Origin of the sequence: Lysinibacillus mangiferihumi, from assembly GCF_003049665.1 — a bacterium.
GTDB lineage: Bacteria > Bacillota > Bacilli > Bacillales_A > Planococcaceae > Lysinibacillus > Lysinibacillus mangiferihumi.
In genome coordinates, this window is sequence record NZ_PYWM01000026.1 from 41,171 (window position 1) to 62,068 (window position 20,898).

The window sequence follows — 20,898 nt, forward strand, 5'->3', positions numbered from 1 at the left end:
CCTGCAAGGGTTGTGCTGAGCGGAAAGCACCGACCGCAACGTCTATCCATAGCCAAAATATTTGATAAATATAAAGTAGCGAATATTTCAAAAGCTTGAGACATCATCTATCTTTGTTATACTTGCCTATAGAAAGGTAGGGATTTTAACAATGAGTATTACGATTCGACAAGCACAACCACAGGATGCCCGTGCCGTTGTGCCACTAATTATTGATGCGATTGGTGAGATTGCCAACCGTTTAACAGGTGAACAGACAGCTTCAATGGTTGAACAAGAACTAACAGTCCTCTTCAAACGTGAAGACAACAGACACTCTTATTTAAATACTTTTGTTGCTGTGGAAGGTGAACAAGTATTAGGCATCCTTGTTTACTATAATGGTGAACAAGCCATTCAAATGGATGCCAATCTCGTAAAATGGCTTGAAGAGAAAAACGCTCCTTCTATCGCCATCGATCAAGAGGCGCATCAAGATGAATATTATATTGATACAGTTTGTGTAGCACCAGAGGCTCGTGGTAAAGGAATCGGTACACTATTAATCCAATTCGCCATTGAGCAAACAAAACAACGAGGCTTTACAAAATTATCACTGAATGTTGAAACGCAAAAAGAAGATGCTCGTCGCTTATATGAACGTATGGGCTTTGTGATTACTGAACCATGGTCCATCATAGACGAACCTTTCCATCATATGGTGAAACAGATTTAGGATGTGGATTAATTAAGCATGAAAACAAATTTATTATATCCTCTGTTGATTGTCATCGCTTCTAGTAGCTATGGCATTTTATCGACCATTGTGAAAGTAGCTATGCTGGATGGCTTTACATCATCGGAGGCGGTATCGAGTCAATATATCATTGGCTTTATACTTGTTTTAACAATTTTTATCATCACTCAAAGAAAACTACCGAAACTTTCAAAACACGGACTATTTATATTAGTCAGCGCAGGGGTTTTTACAGGTATTACTGGCATCGTTTACGGCGAGTCATTAAAATATTTACCTGCATCTCTAGCTGTCGTTATGCTTTTCCAATTTACTTGGATTGGTTTGTTGTTGGATTGCGTTCTCCATAAACGTATGCCAAGTAGACCAGAAGTCATTTCGATACTGATACTATTTGCGGGAACTATTTTAGCTGCCGGTGTATTGAATGTCGATTTAAGCGATATTGCGATTCAAGGCTGGTTATTTGGGTTAGCTGCTGCATTTACATTTGCCTGCTTTATCCAATTTAACTCTCGTCCCGTTGAAGGTGTTACAACGACATCAAGAGTTTTAATTGTTTCTTTTGTAGCACTAATTATGATTAGTATTTTCCTCAGTCCTGAAATTGCATGGAATGGCAAATTATTCGCTGAAGGCTTATGGAAATATGGATTAGCACTTGGACTATTCGGTATAATCTTACCCATTTATTTATTTTCAATTGCAGTACCCAAAGTGGGTGGCGCACTGGCCTCTATTTTAAGTGCGATTGAACTACCTGTAGCTGTGACTGTTTCTGTTATCGTATTGCATGAATCACTCACTGTTTTACAAGTAATTGGCATTGCTTTAGTTATTATCGGCATGATGCTACCTAGTATGCTTGCCAATCGAAACTCACCCGTAAAAACTCCTTAAAAATGGATAAAACCATTTTTAAGGAGTTTTTAATTTTTACAAAATATCGTTGAAAACAGTCAATTTTTTAAATTATGATAGTAATAACGTTAGAATTTTTTAATTATTCTAACATTAATGTTTTATTTTAGTATTATACTGCACTATGTAAGCAACTTACTAAAGGAAGGGGAAGAGGATTATGAAAAAAACACGTATTTTTGGATTTTTGCTTGTGTTGATGCTGATCGTTGTAGCTGCTTGTAGTAGCACTGACGATAAGGGTTCGACAAAAGATGCTGAAAAAAGCGACACGGCATCTAATGCTGAAAAAGCCGATGGAAACACATCTCCGTCAGGTAAGCTGGTCATTTACACAGGGCGTGATGAAGAAATGGTGCAAGGCGTAATCGATCAGTTTAATGAGAAGTACCCTGACATTCAAGTGGAGTTTTTAACAATGGGGGCTCAACAAATATTAGAGCGTCTACGCGGTGAAAAAGCGAATCCTCAAGCAGATTTTTGGTGGGGTGGTACTCAATCCGCCTTAATGGTTGGAGCAAACGAGGATTTACTCCATGCATGGCAACCGAGCTTTATCGACACAATAGATGCAAACTATAAAGATACAGAAGGTCGCTGGTTCGGTGAAATGCTATTACCTGAAGTCATTATGATTAATAGTGACTTACTAACAAAAGAAACCGGTCCACAAGATTGGGATGATTTATTAGATCCGAAATGGCAGGACCAAATTTTAATTCGTGGTGTATTAGCGTCAGGAACTATGCGCACGATTTATTCATCCATGATTGTTCGTCAAGGTGCCGACACACCTGACAAAGGTTACGAATGGCTATTAAAATTAGATGCGAACACAAAAGAATATACGCAAGATCCTAATGCACTTTATTTAAAGCTTACACGTCAAGAAGGCAGTGTTTCATTATGGAATTTACAAGATATCCTATTGAAAAAGTATACAACAGATTATCCGTTTGATTACATTTATCCAAAGAGTGGTGCACCAATTTTAGTGGATGGTGTTGCGGTTGTTAACAAGGCAAAAAATTTAGAGAACGCAAAATTATTCGTTGAATTTTTATTTGAAAAAGACATGGTTACGAAATTAGCGAACGACTATTACCAAATTCCAACACGCTCCGACATTGATCAAGCGACAATGCCAGAATGGTATCAGGAATTAGATTTAAAAACGTTTGATATTGATTGGCAATTAATGTCGGAAAAAGAGGCAGAATGGATGGAACACTGGGATACAAATATAAAAGGTAGAGGGAAGAAATAGAGCAACTCAGAAAACGCGTGCTGATTAAAGGTATCAAGAAGCCCCTCTTGATGCCTTTTATTAAAATTTAAGTACCTAATATAATAACCTGTAAAGACACATAAAAATCTTTGCATCCCACACATAATGAAACATAAGGTTACAATACTAGCATTGTCAAATTTTATACTAATTTGTTTTTTCAGATTATTCAATTTATAATTATTATACTTAAAATCGAAGGAGGATTACTTATGGTACTAAATAAAAGTATTTTTAAAGGAATCGCTTTTCTGTCATTCGGATTTTAATTTCTATCCCTAAAATTTGCGATTTTATCAGTTAATTAAACAATTCCGCGTGACAGGCTAACGCAAATTGTATTTGGAATATAAATACAATATATACTGTATAATTAGGTGAAGAATCATGAATACAATCTACTCTTATGTCAAACTTACCTTAAAAACCTTCCCTCTTTTTTGGGGGGCTTCCAAGTTTTATTCTATTATTTTGTTCGTTATTATTCCCTTTCAAGCAATACTACCATCTCTAACTCTATGGTTTTCGAAAGGATTAATCGATGCTATTTCTACTACCGACACCATCGTTTATTCTATCATTATTTTCTTTGTACTAGCCTGGATAGTTGTATCATTTTTGAATGCCATATTAGGACCATTAGAAATGACTTTTCAAGGTTTAATGACGGATAAATTAATTGCCCAATTAAATAAAAGCTTGATGGATAAATCCTCAGAAATCAAAGGATTATACTACTTCGAAAATCCGGAATTTTATGACGATATCCAAGTGCTTGAGCAAGAGGCTGCATGGCGACCAGTAAACCTTATTGTTTTTACGTCAGGCATGATTAGTAGTGCTCTAACAGGCATTTCGATGCTGGTGTTATTGACGAACTTTAATATTTGGATTGCATGCATTATTTTTGTTGCGATCGTTCCGCAGGCTATCGTTACCTATCGATTACAGAAGGAAGCATTTGAAACACTTGTCACGAATAGTCCGGAAGCAAGGAAGATGCAATATTATAGCTCTGTCATGCTGTCAAAAGAACATATTAAAGAAGTGAAATTGTATAACACAGCTACCTTCTTCATTAATAAATACATGATGACATTTAATAAAATTCATACTGATATTAAAAAAATTAGATATAAACAAGCTTGCTACTCCATCGTCTTTGTTGGAATTGGCATGGTTGGCATTGGCTTCAGTTTTTGGTGGGTGGTCAATGGTGTACTGAATAATACATTTACTGCAGGAGATATATTAATTTTCGCTTCATCTATTTTACTTGCCCGTCAAAGTTTGGCGAGTTTTATCGAAAATTCAAGCTTGCTCTATGACACGCTACTTTATATGGAAAAATACTTTAAATTTATTTCTTTAAAATCAGATATTACATCAGGTGAGAAAATATTGTCGCTAGAAAAAAATGAATTTACGATTCGATTTAACAATGTATCCTTTCAATACCCTAATTCCTCAAAACTGATACTCGACAATATCAGTTTTACAATCAACATGGGCGAAAAGATTGCACTTGTCGGCGAAAATGGTGCTGGGAAATCGACTATCGTTAAGCTGATTACAAGATTATATGAACCAACCGAAGGAATCATCGAATTAAACGGCATTGATATTACCGAATATGAAATCGACGCATACCGCAAAATTATTGGTATAGTGTTCCAAGACTTTTCGCGTTACCAGTTAACTTATAAAGAAAATATTTTGATTAGTAACACAGAAAATACTAATGATGATGGAATGTTAGCAATTGTTACCGAAAAAAGCGGTCTTGAGGAGTTGGTTGGAAGTTTTGAGCATGGCTACGAGCAAGTTTTAAGTAAAAACTTTGATAATGGAACAGAACTTTCAGGTGGTGAATGGCAAAAAGTGGCGATTGCCAGAGCTTACTTCCGCAATGCGGCATTTCTTATTTTAGATGAACCGTCTGCATCTCTTGACGCAAGAAGTGAGCATCAAATGCTTGAAACCTTAACAGACCTTTCAGCAACGAAAACATTACTATTAATAACACATAAATTATCTGCTTTAAATATGGTGGATCGTATCATTGTATTACAAGACGGACATATAGCAGAGGAAGGTTCGATGCAAGAACTGTTGACCAGCAAAGGCTATTTTGCGGAATTGTATCAACTACAGGCTAATAAGTATGTCAATTGGTGAAATCAATGCATAACTGTCTTTTCAAAATAGAAAGGAGCATTGCATTTGAAAAATGTCAAAATCGAAAATGTCTCTAAGCAATTTGGGAAAGTGCAAGGTGTAAAAGATTTAAATCTCGAAATCAAAACGGGTGAATTCTTTACCTTCCTTGGGCCTAGTGGCTGTGGGAAAACGACGACATTGCGAATGATTGCAGGGTTTTATTATCCTACTGAAGGAAAAATTTTTTTCGATGATCGCGATGTGACATTACTTCAGCCAAATAAACGCAATATTGGTATGGTGTTTCAAAATTATGCGCTGTTTCCACACATGACAGTAGACGAAAATATTGCTTTTGGCTTACAAGTACGAAAGCTCTCTAAACAGGAAATAACACAAAAAGTTGACCGCATTCGAGGACTTGTACATTTAGGGCAATATGGCAGCAGGAAAATTAATGAATTATCTGGTGGTCAGCAGCAGCGTGTTGCCCTAGCAAGAGCACTTGTGATTGAGCCTGATATTTTATTACTCGATGAACCGTTGTCGAATTTAGATGCAAAGTTACGTGAGGAAACGCGCATTGAAATTAAAAGAATTCAATCCGAGCTAGGTGTTACAACCATTTATGTAACACACGATCAAACGGAAGCGATGTCCATGTCGGACCGCATTATGGTGATGGACAATGGTTATGTAAAACAAATCGGCACACCTCAAGAAATTTATAATCGGCCAGTAAACCGCTTCGTTGCCGATTTCATCGGGGAAACCAATTTAATCGAAGCGACAATCTTTGCGATTAACGCAGATGAAGTGCAAGTAAAAACAAAGAATGGACTTGTTCTAACTGGGCGAAAGCAACACAGCTCCCCTACTTTAACGCATATGATTGGAGACAACGTGTTTATTTCGATTCGTCCAGAGTCTGTCAATCTAGGCCCTGGAGAAAATACATTAACTGGAACAATCACATTTGTTGAATTTACAGGAATAAGTGTAAATTACATTGTCGATTTTATTGAATTCTCATTGAAAGTTATGATAATCAATAAAAATGCACAGCTAAAAAACATTGGCGAAAGCATTACTTTAAATATAGCGCAGGAATCACTATATTTTTTAGGAGAATAGGAGGCAGACCACATGGAAAAACCACCTGTACATTCTTATCAAAATAATGCTTGGACACGGCTAACGCAATCTAAATGGTTTGTCTATATTTTAATTTCACCTTTGTTTTTAGTATTGTTTGCTTATGTCATTTATCCTTTCTATCAAACTTTTCTTCAAAGTTTTTCAGGAGAGCGCGCACTTAGTCATTATCAAAAGTTTTTTAGCCTTACTAGCCCTGCTAATCTTGAGGCGCTATGGACTAGTTTATATATATCCATTATTAGCGTGATTTGCTGTGCACTTGTTGGTGTAACAATGGCATTTTTATTGGAACGCTATGAGTTTCCAGGAAGACGCATATTATCTATTTTAGTATTAGTGCCAATGGCTCTTCCACCGCTTGTTGGCGTACTCTCTTTTACATTCCTATACGGGGAGAGTGGCATTTTTCCACGCGCAATTCAGCATTTATTCGGCTTAAAGCAAGTACCCTTTTCTTTAAAAGGTATATGGGGTGTCATCGTTGTCCATACATTTACCATGTACACCTACTTCTATTTAACCGCTTCAGCTGCTATTAAAGGACTCGATCCATCATTAGAGGAAGCAGCAACTAGTTTAGGTGCAGGGCGTATTCGTGTATGGACAAAGGTTATTTTACCGATGTTGACACCTTCTATTATTGCATCTGCCTTGCTCGTCTTTATGGTATCAATGGCATCCTATACGGCACCATTAATGTTTGGTGTCGAACGAACGATGACCATGCAAATTTACTTATCACGGACAAATGGTAATTTAGAAATGGCCGCTACACAGTCAATGATTTTATCGTTTGTATCCATTTCATTTTTGATTGTTATGCGCTGGTACCAAAACCGTAGAAATTACCAAAATTTGAGTAAAGGCATTAGTGTTCATCGCTCAGAAGTATCTTCAAAATTCATGAAAATAATTGCTACAATAGCTTCTTTTGGCGGAACACTGATTTTAATTTTACCAATTTTAGTGCTGATTTTAATTTCCTTTTCAGTCGATGGCGCATGGAAAACACAAATACTTCCCACCGACTACACCGTCGATCATTATGTGGCACTCTTTACTGATGAACGAACGTGGAGACCTATTTGGAACTCCATCCAAATGGGTATTGTCGCAACGTTTGGTAATGTACTTTTTGGTGTCGCTGCAGCCTACGCGATGGTGCGTCTCAACTTTAAAGGGAAAACATTGCTCGATATTTTAATTATGGTTCCTTGGGCACTGCCTGGGACTGTTGTTGCCGTCAATTTAATTGCTGCCTTTAGCACTGAAAATATTTTTGCCTTTAACCATGTGCTGATTGGTACGTTTTGGATTTTACCGCTTGCTTATTTTATTAGACATTTACCACTTGTTTTCCGTTCAACATCAGCCTCTCTTGTGCAATTAGATCAGTCGATTGAGGAGGCGTCACGCAGCTTAGGTGCAAATTGGTGGTATACGTTTCGACGTATCGTCCTGCCGCTAACTTTTTCGGGCATATTAGCAGGAACATTACTAGCGCTTGTCCAAAGTTTAGGTGAATTCGTAGCTTCTATTCTTATTTATAGCACTTCTACGATTCCGCTATCTGTCGCTATATTTCAAAAATTATATGCCTTTAAATTTGGAACTGCTTGTGCCTATGGTGTTTTACAAATTTGCTTAATTTTAACAGTACTTATTATTTCGGAAAAGCTATCAAAGGGCAGTGCTGGCTCAGCCATATAACTGTTATTCTATTAGGAGGCCATTAATTATGTTTGAAGATTTCCGCAACAAAATTCAGCAAGAGGATGGAATAATTTTTCCTTCGAATATTTACCGGAAAATTGTATTGCAACCGGCTTATGATGAAGCAAAGAAAAATTTTTTAACGATTATGCTTCAAATTAATATTGCCCATTTAAAAATGCTAGAAGAACAAGGACTTGTAAAAAAAGAAGAAGCGAAACAAATTGCTTTGGCACTGAAAAAACTAGATTTGAACTATTATCGAATAGAAGATTACAGCCCGCAATACGAGGATTTATTTTTCCGCATTGAAAATAAATTAATTGAACTTGCTGGTGATGTTGCCGGAAATCTTCATATCGGTAGAAGTCGGAATGATATGGGGATTGCCATTTATCGCATGACATTGCGCAAAAAATTATTAATGCTTATGGGGGAATTGCTTAAATTACGCGGTGATTTAATTGCAGCTGCCGAGGAGCATATTGATACGATCATGATTGGCTATACACATACGCAACAAGCTCAACCGACCACTTTTGCCCATTATTTAAAAGCTGTTATCGATCAGCTAGATCGTGATTTTGAGCGCATGCAGCATTGCTATAAAACGATAAATCGGAGCAGTATGGGGGCAGCCGCCTTAACGACAACTGGCTTTAACATTAGTCGTGAGCGTATGCGAGACTTATTAGCTTTTGACGATATTATTGAAAATGCATGGGATGCGGTTGCTGGAGCTGATTATATTGCTGAAACAGCAAGTATTGTGCAGCTTGCGGCACTGAACCTCGGCCGTACATCACAGGACTTTTTACTATGGGCTACGCAGGAATTCAACGCCTTTACACTCGCGAGTCCATACGTTCAAATTAGCTCTATTATGCCTCAAAAGCGAAACCCTGTGTCCATTGAGCATACGCGCTCATTATTATCTGCGGTTGTTGGAGATGCAAGTACAGTGCTACAAATGGTACATAATACACCGTTTGGTGATATTGTTGATACAGAGGACGATATGCAACCGTATTTATGGCGAGCGATGGATCGATTAATAGGTATATATAAATTATTTGGTTCGCTTGTTGTCACAATGGATGTCAATAAGAAAAAGCTTCGAAACCGTGCAGAAAATAGCTTTGCCAATGTAACAGAACTTGCTGATACTTTAGTGCGTTCGGAAGGGATTTCATTCCGCCAAGCCCATAGTATCGTAAGTAAATGTATTAAAGTATTACTTGCTCACGGCGAAGAATCACTGGCAAGTCTTACGTGGGGATTAGCCAATACACAAGCCAAATTGGTGACTGGCAAACCGTTAGTTATTTCTGAAGAAGATTTCTACCATACTTTAAAACCCGAGTTCTTCGTAAATGTCCGAACATTACTAGGCGGTCCTTCCCCTGAAACGATGCGGGCTTCTATTGAACGTTCGAAGGAACAAGCCAATACCTTACTTGAGTGGATTCAACTGAAAGAATCAGCTATTATAGAGGCGGAAAAGCAATTAATTTTGTTTATAGAGGAATGGGATCAATGAATGAATGGCTACTAATAATAGACGGTGGTGCAACTAAAACGGCATGTGCTATCGTACATGCCGAGTCAGGTGAAATTCAATATACAACAACAATGGGAGGATCCAATTATCAGGCGATTGGCATAGCGTCTGCAACAGAAATACTACGAGCGTTATTAAGCAAAGCTCGTGTATTTTTGCAGGACCAAGCTATCTCTAAAATCGCCGTCGCCACGTTTGCTATGGCTGGAATTGATTCTCCAAAGGATTATCAAAATGTGACCGCAATGGTTCATGAAGCAATTACAGCGGAACAGCTAGACATCCATACGTTAATCGTGGAAAATGATGCACAAGCTACTTTATTAGGTGTCACTGCTGGACAAGCAGGTGCGCTACTAATCGCAGGCACAGGGGCTATTGCCTATGCATTCGATGGGCAACAAATTGCCCGCACTGGTGGTTGGGGCCATCGTGCGGGCGATGAAGGAAGTGGCTATTGGCTTGGGCAGGAAGTCATACGTGCCATTTTCCGGATGGAAGATGGTCGAGGGGAAGCGACGCTATTAAAAGATGCTGTTTATAACTATTTACGTATTCAGGATGTCACCGAGCTCGCAGCATGGTTATTCCGCCCTTCTTATACAAATGCACAATTAGCCAAAATGGGGGCATTTTTGGCCGATGCCGTTGCCAAAAAAGATACATGTGCTATTCAAATATCCACTCAGGCAGCCCATGAATTAGTGCTCCTTGCTTGTGCGGTACTTAAAAAAATCAGTTATCAAGGCGAACCATTTAACTTTTATTGTAATGGGGGTGCTATAAAACATAACCCTCTGATTTTAAAAATATTTTCACAAGAAATGACTTCAATGTATCCCAAAATTAATGTTTCCTTATGTCAACATCAGCCAATATCTTATATTATCAATCGTTCAAAAAGGGCGTATGACAATTTGTAATATCCTACTCCCCCAAGTGTCGACAAGAAGGCTGGGACATAACTAAAAAAATTTAAGAAACAGACGAAAGGTGTTCATAATTTTTTGCTATATGGAGCTTAGCAAACTTAGCTATTCTTGCATTTGCATTAAATAAAAAATTAGAAGTGTTCACTAGTTGTTGGTAGCGGAGGCGGTGACTCCTGCGGGAACAGCACATAATGTAAGACGCAACAGACCGCGCGTTAGCGAGGGTTGCGGCTTACGTGTGTGCCCGCGGAAAGCACCGCCATAGCGGACAACAACGGCATAGCAAAAAAGTGTTAGATTGACTGCCATCAATCTAACACTTTTTCTCTTTTGTCCCAGCCTCTTCTCTTTTATCCCAGTCTCTTTGTTATTTTTTTAGCCTTTTAATAGCTTGAACAAAATATGATTGAAGTAAAGAGTGGCATCCTGCTGTAAACTGCGTAGCCAGCAACAGTAATCACTGCATATAAATTATAGTTGCATTTTCTTTAGTTCATTCGTCATGAAATATAAATAACCGTCCTTAATAAATAAATCTTTCGTGTCTTCCTTATTCAGCAGTTGTTCGCCGCTTCCATCGGGGCGAATTTTCGTTAAATAAGCACCATGTGAATAATTACTAAAGTATAGCCATCCATCTGCATAAACGATATATTGTGCACGCGTTTTCGTGACACGCTGTGCTTTGCCGGTAGTCATATCAAGCACATATAATCTATTGTCATCAGAAATACTGCTATAGAATAGTTGATTTCCTACCTGTGCAGGAAAATCAATATCCTGATAATAGCTATAAGCGGTACTTGTTGCTTTCGGATAATCGTCCGCTATCCATGTGTGATCACGTGCCATCGTGCGATCATCCACTAAAAAGTATTGATATCTTATAGCCCCTTTACGATCAGGCACCGGATCATTCCACGTTGTATCAAGATGATACCATTGACCGTCGAGTTTTACTAAATTCCAAGCATGGCCTTCTTGACCGACATAACCCACAATATATTTTGTCTCGAAACCAAGTTTTTGCAACATTGAGTGTGCTAATAACGCATAGCCCTGACAAACACCACCATGCTCGGCCAGCACCGTATAGGCACTATGTGGGCTTGACTTTGTTTGCTCAGTATAAGCTGTATTGGCTACTATATAATCATTTACTGCTTTAATCTTTTCTACATCGGTTTTCGCGTTTTTTGCAATCGTAGCAACGATTTCTTGCGCATTCATCTCTACATAAGCCGCTTGCTCCGGTGTCATTAAATAGCTTTGTTCTCCAAAAATCTTAGCTGTTTTTTTACCATATTCAAAGCGTATGGAATGCTTACTAATATGACCATAGACATAATCGTCTCGTTTAATGGCACTATCATAAGCCTCCTCCACAATTTTCTCGATTCGTTGCGTACTTCCTTTATATTGAATTTCAAAGCTAGGCGAAAAACTACTATAGTAGGCGTACATTGCATCCGCCATTTCCTTCGCATTAGTGACAACAAGCTTTGTTTCAGGCTGCTTTACAACTGGAGCAGTGACCGCTAGCTCTTGGTTCTTTACATCTTCAGGGTTGGCTGTTTGAATTGAGGCATCTTCTGAAAATTTGGTGGTAACATCAACAATTTTTTCTTTTGTTGCTAGTAGCATCGTTTCGATGTCATCATTATTTGCCCAAGTTACGACTTGCTTAACTGTCGCTTTACCCGCTGTATAGATTGGTTCCATAAAAACAATAAATATTACTATAATCGCTAGCTTCTTCCACAAAAATCTTCACCTCACACAGTTTCACTACTTTCATTATATACAAAAAAAGCACAAAGAACTCATTTAAGAGTCCTTTTGTGCTATAAATAAGATATGCATACAACAGGTAATCTAGAAACGTCCTGTTGTTTCGTCCACTGCATATTAGTTAATTTTTTGCTTTTGTTCTTTACCGTTAACTTTATACACTAAATAACCGCTACTAATCATTAAATCAGTTACAGATTGTTTCACTACTACATTTGTTTTTAATGTTTTAAGATTTAGTTTTGTTAAGTAGCCGCTATTACTATAATCGCTATAATAAAGATAATCGCCAGCGCCTGTAATATACAGAGCACGAGTATCAATCACCTTCGTTTTCTTACCACTTACCAAGTCAAGTTTATACAACTTATCATTATCCGCTGTATTGCTGAAGTATAAAGTATTTTGGATTTGGTGTGCAAAATGTACATTTTGCATGAAATTATAGGAAGTACTTGTGGCCGCAGGATAATCTGTAGTAATCCAAGTATGGTCTTTGTTTAGCTGCGCATCCGTTACAAGGAAGTAATCATAGGAAGATGCCCCAATTCGATTTGGTAACGGATCATTCCATGTTGTATCTAGATGATACCACTTGCCATCAAGCTTCACCATATTCCAGGCATGTGCTTCAGTGCCATTCACATAACCTACTACATATTTTGTTTCAATCCCTGCTTGCTCTAGCATTTTATAAGCTGATAACGCATAGCCCTGACATACAGCTTGTCCTTCGAATAGTAAAGCGTAAGCGCTATGTGGACTTGCTTTCGTTTTTGTACCATAAGTAGTATTTGACACAATATAATCATTAATAGCCTTTACTTTTTGAAACGGTGTCATAGAAGGCTTAATAATCGTCTTTAAAATGCTATCAATCTTCTTTTGTACAGCAGCTTCTTGTGTGGCATTTGTAAAGTATTTTACTTTATAGGTTACATTCCCTGCGGAGTCAGCAGACATTGAAATGCTTTGAAGATGACCACTAGCATACGTAGCTTGTTGCTGCGCCTTTTCAAATGCCTCCATAAACTTGTCCATATCCGTCATTGAACCACTATATGTAACTTTTATTTCAGTCGCAAAATTATTAAGTTGCTTTGCTATTTCTTTTGTTAATTGATCAACAGTTGCTATCTTCGTACTAGCCATCGCATTGTATACAATCGGTGCAGGAGTATTGAATGGTTGAGTCTGTGCACTTTGTGCATTGGCTACAGTTGGGCTTAACATCAACAATGTGGCACTGCTTAATAACCATTTTTTCAAGATAGATTCACCTTCTCTTATATAATATCTTTATACTAATTATAAAAGAAAATGCAACTTTAAATCTATCATACAAGTTCACTACATACGACTTTTTTCTACAATAATTCATTCCAATAATTAGGTTTTTACACCTACCTTTACTATAAATCTACTAAATTAAAGTAATTTTTTGCAAAATCCTTAATTTCACTTCTTCTAGACTACTACATGTAAGACGACACAAGCCCCGCTACATCGACTTTTATTGAAAAACGAATTCATCGAGCCTTCAGGAGGCTTACCGTTGTCCAATGAAAAGTGAAGAAGCAGAGCTTGTCGATTTAACAATAATCCATTTTAATTTTATGCTTTTTATATTAGCCTTAACAATCAACGGCTTTTAACAACTAAATTAACCGCTTCTTGAATCAATTCATTCATTTTCTCGCCGTCACCTTCCGCATTTTGGACACATTCCAACAGATTCGTACTCACAATGACACCTACTGTACGATCTACTGCTGAACGCACTGCTGATAATTGCGTAATAACAGCCTTACAATCCTTTTCTTCTTCCATCATTTTTAAAATACCGCGTAGCTGACCTTCCATGCGCTTTACACGATTTTTTACTTGATCTGAATATTCCACATTCATTACCCCTTCTTTTTATACTCGCGACGTCCAGTTGAGTAATTATTATTCTTATCCTAGCACAAAATATAAGAAATAAACCTGCCACATCATTCTTGCTAAGGTTTTAAATATTTTATAAGCATTTTAGTCATGACAGTACCTGCATTTGTTAGTTCATCGTATTGAAGTATTGAATTCTTTTTTATGCGTAGCTGACCAATTTCTACTTCGAAAATGGGACATTTCCTTCTTAGAGCGACGACAAGCATATTTGTATCGTAGTCAAAACGATCACCTTGCACTTTAATAAGCCATGGTAATTCATTGATTGCTATGTAACGCAAACCTGTTTGTGTATCCATCAGTTTTTTATGGAATAGTAATTCAAACAACAAACTAGTCGCTCGATTTCCCCAATAGGAAAAAAATGTACTATCCGAAGAATGAAAATTTCGTATACCTAGCACAATACCTTCTGAAAAAACTTTTGTCATGTTCAATACTAGTTTGATATCTTGTAACGTATGTTGCCCATGTGCACCTACTGTTAATACACCATGAAACTTCACACGTTTAGACCATACATAGGAGAATGCAGTTTTTAATGCGCCTCCCTTTCCAATATTGTGTTCATGCTGAAGAACCTTGCAGCTATCTATTTTCTTTAACTCTTCAAAAATACTTGTATATTTTTGATCGCTACCGTCATTCACAATAATAACTTGGGAAATGGAGGTAGCTAATAATTGATGTACAAATGTTACAAATGATTGTTGCGGATTATATGTTGGAATAATTGCTGCAATGTTTTTCATCAATTAAACAATCCCCCCAATAACTATAAACAAACTCTTATATCAAATAGTAACATGGAATGTCGACAATTCAACTGATGAATTCATTGTCAAAACATCAATAACTTTAATATTTTCCCGATATATGAAAAAAGGCTGCTACCGTGAATTGGTTAAGAAGAGGTGAGTACAATCGTTATACAATATGAAATCCTACATGAACAATGTAAAAAGTTACACATATTATCGTTTACGCATTTAGCAGAAAGCCTAGAAGAAGCTAGCACTCATGCTATATCCCAACCTTCCATTTCCTTACATAAGTCACGCCTCGTTGTCGAGGAGATTGTTTATGACTTTTACGAGCTGGAAATGCACGCCAAACCTAAAATAAAAAATATGCGAACACTATTAAATAATCGTACGTTTATAGCAAAAATACATCCACGTCGCATTTATTTATTAATGGAGCTTGTCCTAAAAATGACAAGTACTAGCAATAATGACATTGTTGAAGCAAAAGCAGCCAAAATTGTCCTCGATTATGTTAGTGATATCGTTGAATGGTTTATTCATCGTTATGATCGGAAACTTAAAATGTCCATGTCCTCGCGAAAAGGCGCTAAATTTGAAGATATTTTGCCGCCAATCGATACGAAGACGCTGGATCACTACTCTGCGAAGGACTATGAACATGCGGCTAGTTGGTTTGAATTAGCTGCTAAAAAAGGCAATGCAAGTGCACAATACAATTTAGGCTTCCTTTATAATCATGGTCGTGGTGTCCAAAAAGATTATATTGCTGCAAAAACATGGTATGAGAAAGCAGCCGCACAACATGATGCGAACGCACTTTATAGTTTAGGGGTGCTTTACCATTTAGGACAAGGTGTTGCACAAAATTATGAAGAAGCTGCAAAATATTATAAATCAGCCGCGGATTTAGGAAACGCCGACGCACAGTACAATCTAGGTGTACTTTATAATCAAGGGCTTGGGCTTCCTGTTAATTTTACAGAGGCTGCAAAATGGTATATTTCAGCTGCCAATCAAGGGAACACTAGTGCACAAAATAATCTCGGTTTTCTTTATCATAATGGAACTGGTGTGCAACAAAGCTTTGAGGAAGCGATAGCCTATTTTGAAATGGCAGCACTTGCTGGAGATGCAAGTGCGCAATATAACCTTGGTTATATGTATCTTAAAGGTCGTGGTATCTCACAAAATATGGAGGAAGCCGCAAGATGGTTCCATTTAGCCGCTCTTCAAGACCATACCAATGCCGAATTTCAATTAGCGATGCTATACAATTCAGGATTAGGTATACAGCAGGATCATGTTGAAGCAATGAAATGGTTTAAACTTGCAGCCCATAAAGGACATACCAATGCGCAATATTGCCTCGGTATCCTCTACCAAAAGGAGAAGGATAACACACGAGCAGAAAGTTGGTTACATCTTGCCGCTGACAGTGGTCATATTAGTGCTGGCTACGAGCTGGGGCTTCTTTATGTCTATCAACTTCAACAGCCCGAAAAAGCATTACCATATTTTAAAATTGCCGCTGACAAAGGCTATGCTGATGCTCAATTCGAGCTGGGGCTGTTATATGCAAAAGGCACAGGTGTTACATTGAATTATACTGAAGCAGTGAAATGGTGGAGAGCTGCAACTGACCAATCTCATATTCAGGCGGAATATCAGCTAGGGTTATTATATGAACAAGGTTTAGGGGTTCCCCAAGACTTAGATGAAGCTCGACGTTGCTATAGGCTTGCCGCTCTTCAAGGGCATTCAGGTGCGCAATATCAACTTGGTAATTTATTTGATAAGGGGAAAGGTGTGAAGCAAGATTTTACAGAGGCTGCAAAATGGATTGAACAAGCGGCGAGTAAAGGACATGCTAAAGCTCAATTCCAGTTAGCCCAAATGCATAGTCATGGACAAGGTGTGCCTAAAGATTTTGCCAAAGCAGCACAACTTTATCGACTTGCTGCCAATAAGGGACATCAAAAAGCGCAATTTCAGCTTGGTATGCTTTATAAAAAAGGACAAGGCGTTGCTCAAGATTATAATGAGGCAACACGCTGGCTAAAAAAATCTCTAGAACATTTAACATAAGTGTCCTTAGGTGAACTAGTGCGAGTCGTACTTGTAAAAAAGGAGCACCTCTAAGAAGAAATCCGTAAAATTAAAAATGTAGGCAAACTCAAATTTTATTGAATTTGCCTACATACTGACCGCGTTAGTTATTGACGCGGTTTTTATATTAGTTTTTCATTTCTTCTTTTTGATTAATCATAAATGTTACAACGATAAATAGTGCAAAACTAATTAATAAAGTTGTACCACCGACAATAAAGAAAACTAAAGTCAATGTATGATTAAAGTTGAATGGATTAATATTGTAGAACCACATTCCAAGTGTTAAGCCGAAGACGCCAATAATTGCCGTCCAGCCATGTAATGTCACTAACTTTTGTGATTTTACTTTAAAGGCACGGTAGAAAATCCCCCATGCAAACATACTTAACCAACCAACAAGTAAAACGTGTGCGTGAATTGGTCGAAACTCATAACTTCCTGACCCTGACATATGCGAACCTAAATACGTACCCACCAATGCGAAAATCGCAGCGAGTCGAATAAGACGTATACTCCATTTTTGCTCCATACGATAACTCCTCCAAGTTTTAACTTACGTAGAAGTGTATCGTTTGAATATGAACTTTACATGAACTCCATATTACAATTTTGGTAGGTGTATACAAACACTTGTCCCTTCGTTCATAGCACTTTCCATTTGCACTTGACCACCGTGCAATTCAACAATTTGTTTAACAATTGCAAGACCGAGACCTGTCCCCTGTTTCGTTCTAGACTCGTCAGCTCTATAAAAACGGTCATATACCTTTTGCAATTGTTCTGTAGTCATACCAATGCCGCTATCCTTTACTAATACCTCTAGAAAAGTCGTTTGTTCCTGAAGTTGGATATGAATGTCTCCACCATTAACATTATATTTAATGGCGTTTGTTAATAAATTATCCCAGACATTTTGCAATAGACTCGCATCGCCATTATATATAACTGGCTCAATCTGATACGATAATTGCACATTCGCTTCCTCTAACTGCCATCGATATTTTCGCACCGTTTCCTTCAATTGCTCATCTAACGGATACGGTTCTCGCTTTAGCATTCTGGTAGATTGATCGAGTGATGTCAGCAACAATAGTTGCTTTGTCAATGTCGATAGTCGCTTTGTTTCTAGCTCTATAATCGTTGCGTATTCTTGCCGTTCAGGTTCTGCAAGCGTAGGATTTTTCAATAAATCCACATACCCTTGAATATTCAATAACGGCGATTGAAAGTCATGGGATACATTACTTATAAACTGTTTTCGCATTCTGTCATTTTCCTGTAGTTTTTCTGTCATGACATTAAAACTATCTGCCAGTTGTCCAATTTCATCTGCTCGGTCAATTTCAAGCAACGTATCAAACTTTTCATGGGCAAGTTGATGAGTTGCTTCGGTTAACTTTGTAATCGGTCGAATAAGTGCCTTGGCAAATAACAACATGGCAAGTAAGCTCATCACCGCCATCCCAAGAATAAGACCACCTAATAACGTATGAGCCTCTGAGAACAAGAATCGAATATCTGGTCGAATAAACAATGCATATTGTTCGTTATGATACGTAAAGGGTACACCGATAGTATTAATAAGCTCATTCGCAAAAAAGCCCGTCATAAAAGTCTCTTTTGGAAAATCTCGCATCCCATGATAGACTTCCCCATCTAATACTTGCTGGATAATATCAGTGGGCAATTTCTTATCTCGGTATTCGCCACCAAAAAAGCGATGTTCCTCTCCAGTTGTAACATATATTTGATAGCCGATATCGCCAAGCGTTGTTAAATAATTATCTAAATCCATTTCTTTCGCTGATTCAATATAGTCGGCAATATCTTGTGCAATCGCAACGTTTTTTGCATCATTTTTTTCTTTAGTCACTTGGTGATAATATGTATTCGTCATTAAAAATCCAATACATAAACTGCCAATCATAATAAGCATGGTTGTGATAACAAATTTACTATATAACGTCTTCATGGTGCACTTACCTCAAGCTTATAACCGACGCCACGCACCGTTGTAATTTCGACATCTGTATTGTAACGATGCAATCGCTCGCGTATCCGCTTCACATGTGTATTTAATGTTTGTTCATCACCTTCATAGTCGTAACCCCATACTTGCTCCATAATAATGCTACGTGTAAATACTTGATTTGGACGAGAGGCAAGTAGCGCTAACAGCTCAAACTCTTTTAAAGGTAAAAGTAGCGTGTCACCACCAATCGTAACCTCAAAGCTACGGCGATCAATTTCCAGCTTGCCGACCTGTATCGTTACTTGATTTTTTTTATCAAGCCTACGCAAAATAGCCGCAATACGAAACAGTAATTCCCTTGGCTCGAACGGCTTAACGACATAGTCATCCGAACCTGCTAAAAAGCCTCGCTCCTTATCTTCAAGCTCTCCCTTAGCCGTTAATAACAGCACAGGGATATCATAATCCTTACTTAAAATTTCTGTTAGCGTAAAACCATCCATTCCGGGCATCATGACATCCACTACTGCCAAATCGGGCATATTTCCATCCAGCAATTGCAAAGCTTGTTCCCCATTCTCTGCCTGCACGACTTGATAGCCTTCGCGAGTTAAATAAATATTCACTAACTGCAAAATATGCACATCATCATCGACAACTAAAATTTTCATTCCCTCTTGCCTCCGTTCAATATACTAGCGCCTTCTATCCTAAATTATCAGAATTGTTTGGGTGACTGGCACTAAAAAGAAATTATAGAAATCAGCAGCAATATCAGTAGTGGTAAAACAATGACAATATAGCCTCTTGGATTTGCAAAATTCATTGTCCAGCCTACACCAAAACGTTTTTCTACAAAAACAGATGGGTCCTGACGATTCATATAAATAAGACCGCCTTTCCAGTAACGATCCTCATCAATATCCATTACCTCTGACATCACATTATCTTCATATTTCAACCGTAACTGGCGCTTTTTCCATGCATACACTAGCACTGAACCTAAAATTAAAAATAGAAAGGCAATGAAGAATGGTAATAGTTTATTGCCTTCAGCCATTGAAGGATAAATATTACTTAGCTGCAGTATGGTCAATAATGCGGTTAAACTATAGCTAATCAATGCTATATTCCAGCTCATAAACTTTCGTGTTTTTAATTCATTTTCTAATGACTCCTGCTGACGATTAATAGACATTCGAATAGCAGAACGCTTGAGTGAATCTGCAGTGCCCCACATCATACATTGCATCATCAACATAACTAGTGGTAATGAAATCGCAATAAAATAGGTTTTTTCTCGCCAAGCATCCGCCGCTCCACTTGGTCCCCAATGCACCGCTACAGCATTTGGTATTTGACTATAATGTAATAATGTAAAAATAATAAGAAAAACCGTAACGCCTATAGGCACCACATAGAAGGGCCATGGAAGCATTTCATCACGACTACGCGCTGTTAAATCAACTGCTCGCACCTGTTTTATATTCATGCCCCATTGCTCGCGTATTTTCAACTTCATCACTTTCTGATGGTTTAACCAGTATAACATCATACTAATCGCCAGCATGCCAAATAAACAGCTTAGTAAAAGAATGCCTTGTGCACTTTCAGAAGGTGCAAGCGACCAGTTAAGCATTAGCATAAGTATTAAAATAAGCACGCCAAAAAGCCCTACTGTTTGCGCATATCGTTTTTTCGCAAGAGCTAATGCAGAATGCTTTATATTTTGTTCAGGTACAGTAACGCCAAATACAATAGTCTCACGTACAATGTAAGGGACAAAAACTTGCATAGCTAATGTCATCACATACATTATTGTAAAAATACCTAGTAGCAT

At 37.8% G+C, this 20,898-nt stretch carries 17 protein-coding genes; 9 read left to right on the top strand and 8 right to left on the bottom strand.

Annotated elements, in window-relative coordinates; translation table 11 throughout:
- Positions 1-151: 151 nt before the first annotated feature.
- From C9J37_RS20645 to C9J37_RS20680, 8 genes are all read left to right on the top strand, one after another.
- The gene (locus tag C9J37_RS20645; RefSeq protein WP_024360796.1) at positions 152-715 is read left to right on the top strand and encodes a GNAT family N-acetyltransferase; all 564 of its coding nucleotides are present in this window, start codon (positions 152-154) and stop codon (positions 713-715) included.
- Positions 716-733: 18 nt separating this feature from the next.
- On the top strand, positions 734-1,636 hold the full coding sequence (locus C9J37_RS20650) for an EamA family transporter (RefSeq protein ID WP_107896894.1): 903 nt from the start codon (positions 734-736) through the stop codon (positions 1,634-1,636).
- Positions 1,637-1,817: 181 nt separating this feature from the next.
- Entirely contained in the window at positions 1,818-2,924 is a 1,107-nt protein-coding gene (locus tag C9J37_RS20655; protein WP_107896895.1) for an extracellular solute-binding protein, read from the top strand.
- Between the two features lie 408 nt (positions 2,925-3,332).
- On the top strand, positions 3,333-5,123 hold the full coding sequence (locus tag C9J37_RS20660) for an ABC transporter ATP-binding protein (protein ID WP_107896896.1): 1,791 nt from the start codon (positions 3,333-3,335) through the stop codon (positions 5,121-5,123).
- Between the two features lie 45 nt (positions 5,124-5,168).
- Positions 5,169-6,239: an ABC transporter ATP-binding protein gene (locus C9J37_RS20665; RefSeq protein WP_107896897.1), complete on the top strand. Its 1,071-nt coding sequence runs from the start codon at positions 5,169-5,171 to the stop codon at positions 6,237-6,239.
- Positions 6,240-6,251: 12 nt separating this feature from the next.
- The gene (locus C9J37_RS20670; RefSeq protein WP_107896898.1) at positions 6,252-7,973 is read left to right on the top strand and encodes an ABC transporter permease; all 1,722 of its coding nucleotides are present in this window, start codon (positions 6,252-6,254) and stop codon (positions 7,971-7,973) included.
- A gap of 28 nt (positions 7,974-8,001) precedes the next feature.
- Complete coding sequence (argH, locus tag C9J37_RS20675; RefSeq protein WP_107896899.1) at positions 8,002-9,516, top strand: argininosuccinate lyase; 1,515 nt, start codon at positions 8,002-8,004, stop codon at positions 9,514-9,516.
- Positions 9,513-10,460 (top strand): N-acetylglucosamine kinase, encoded by a 948-nt coding sequence (locus tag C9J37_RS20680; RefSeq protein ID WP_107896900.1) that lies wholly within the window; start codon positions 9,513-9,515, stop codon positions 10,458-10,460. The genes argH and C9J37_RS20680 overlap by 4 nt, the downstream gene beginning before the upstream one ends.
- A gap of 480 nt (positions 10,461-10,940) precedes the next feature.
- On the opposite strand, the gene C9J37_RS20685 is transcribed toward C9J37_RS20680, so the two are convergent.
- The 4 genes from C9J37_RS20685 to C9J37_RS20700 form a co-directional block, all read right to left on the bottom strand.
- Positions 10,941-12,233, bottom strand: coding sequence for a transglutaminase domain-containing protein (locus tag C9J37_RS20685; RefSeq protein ID WP_024360803.1), 1,293 nt, complete (start codon positions 12,231-12,233; stop codon positions 10,941-10,943).
- Between the two features lie 144 nt (positions 12,234-12,377).
- Positions 12,378-13,529, bottom strand: coding sequence for a transglutaminase domain-containing protein (locus C9J37_RS20690; RefSeq protein ID WP_107896901.1), 1,152 nt, complete (start codon positions 13,527-13,529; stop codon positions 12,378-12,380).
- 372 nt (positions 13,530-13,901) lie between these two features.
- A complete protein-coding gene (locus C9J37_RS20695; RefSeq protein WP_024360805.1) occupies positions 13,902-14,162 on the bottom strand; it encodes a metal-sensitive transcriptional regulator in 261 nt (86 codons plus the stop codon).
- Between the two features lie 101 nt (positions 14,163-14,263).
- On the bottom strand, positions 14,264-14,962 hold the full coding sequence (locus tag C9J37_RS20700) for a glycosyltransferase family 2 protein (RefSeq protein ID WP_107896911.1): 699 nt from the start codon (positions 14,960-14,962) through the stop codon (positions 14,264-14,266).
- Between the two features lie 162 nt (positions 14,963-15,124).
- Here C9J37_RS20700 and C9J37_RS20705 point away from each other — a divergent pair, with 162 nt between their 5' ends.
- Positions 15,125-17,062, top strand: coding sequence for an SEL1-like repeat protein (locus C9J37_RS20705; protein WP_235617191.1), 1,938 nt, complete (start codon positions 15,125-15,127; stop codon positions 17,060-17,062).
- A 148-nt stretch (positions 17,063-17,210) separates the two neighbouring features.
- On the opposite strand, the gene C9J37_RS20710 is transcribed toward C9J37_RS20705, so the two are convergent.
- The 4 genes from C9J37_RS20710 to C9J37_RS20725 all read right to left on the bottom strand — a co-directional run bounded on the left by C9J37_RS20710 (position 17,211) and on the right by C9J37_RS20725 (position 20,898).
- On the bottom strand, positions 17,211-17,615 hold the full coding sequence (locus C9J37_RS20710) for a hypothetical protein (RefSeq protein ID WP_024360807.1): 405 nt from the start codon (positions 17,613-17,615) through the stop codon (positions 17,211-17,213).
- Between the two features lie 72 nt (positions 17,616-17,687).
- Positions 17,688-19,058 (bottom strand): HAMP domain-containing sensor histidine kinase, encoded by a 1,371-nt coding sequence (locus C9J37_RS20715; RefSeq protein WP_107896902.1) that lies wholly within the window; start codon positions 19,056-19,058, stop codon positions 17,688-17,690.
- The gene (locus tag C9J37_RS20720) at positions 19,055-19,729 is read right to left on the bottom strand and encodes a response regulator transcription factor (RefSeq protein ID WP_107896903.1); all 675 of its coding nucleotides are present in this window, start codon (positions 19,727-19,729) and stop codon (positions 19,055-19,057) included. The genes C9J37_RS20715 and C9J37_RS20720 overlap by 4 nt, the downstream gene beginning before the upstream one ends.
- Before the next feature lie 71 nt (positions 19,730-19,800).
- Entirely contained in the window at positions 19,801-20,898 is a 1,098-nt protein-coding gene (locus C9J37_RS20725) for a DUF1648 domain-containing protein (protein ID WP_107896904.1), read from the bottom strand.

Coding starts and splice junctions, on each gene's coding strand:
- C9J37_RS20645 (WP_024360796.1), top strand. CDS start 152: ATGAGTATTACGATTCGACAAGCACAACCACAGGATGCCCGTGCCGTT.
- C9J37_RS20650 (WP_107896894.1), top strand. CDS start 734: ATGAAAACAAATTTATTATATCCTCTGTTGATTGTCATCGCTTCTAGT.
- C9J37_RS20655 (WP_107896895.1), top strand. CDS start 1,818: ATGAAAAAAACACGTATTTTTGGATTTTTGCTTGTGTTGATGCTGATC.
- C9J37_RS20660 (WP_107896896.1), top strand. CDS start 3,333: ATGAATACAATCTACTCTTATGTCAAACTTACCTTAAAAACCTTCCCT.
- C9J37_RS20670 (WP_107896898.1), top strand. CDS start 6,252: ATGGAAAAACCACCTGTACATTCTTATCAAAATAATGCTTGGACACGG.
- argH (WP_107896899.1), top strand. CDS start 8,002: ATGTTTGAAGATTTCCGCAACAAAATTCAGCAAGAGGATGGAATAATT.
- C9J37_RS20680 (WP_107896900.1), top strand. CDS start 9,513: ATGAATGAATGGCTACTAATAATAGACGGTGGTGCAACTAAAACGGCA.
- C9J37_RS20700 (WP_107896911.1), bottom strand. CDS start 14,962: ATGAAAAACATTGCAGCAATTATTCCAACATATAATCCGCAACAATCA.
- C9J37_RS20710 (WP_024360807.1), bottom strand. CDS start 17,615: ATGGAGCAAAAATGGAGTATACGTCTTATTCGACTCGCTGCGATTTTC.
- C9J37_RS20715 (WP_107896902.1), bottom strand. CDS start 19,058: ATGAAGACGTTATATAGTAAATTTGTTATCACAACCATGCTTATTATG.
- C9J37_RS20720 (WP_107896903.1), bottom strand. CDS start 19,729: ATGAAAATTTTAGTTGTCGATGATGATGTGCATATTTTGCAGTTAGTG.
- C9J37_RS20725 (WP_107896904.1), bottom strand. CDS start 20,898: ATGCTACTAGGTATTTTTACAATAATGTATGTGATGACATTAGCTATG.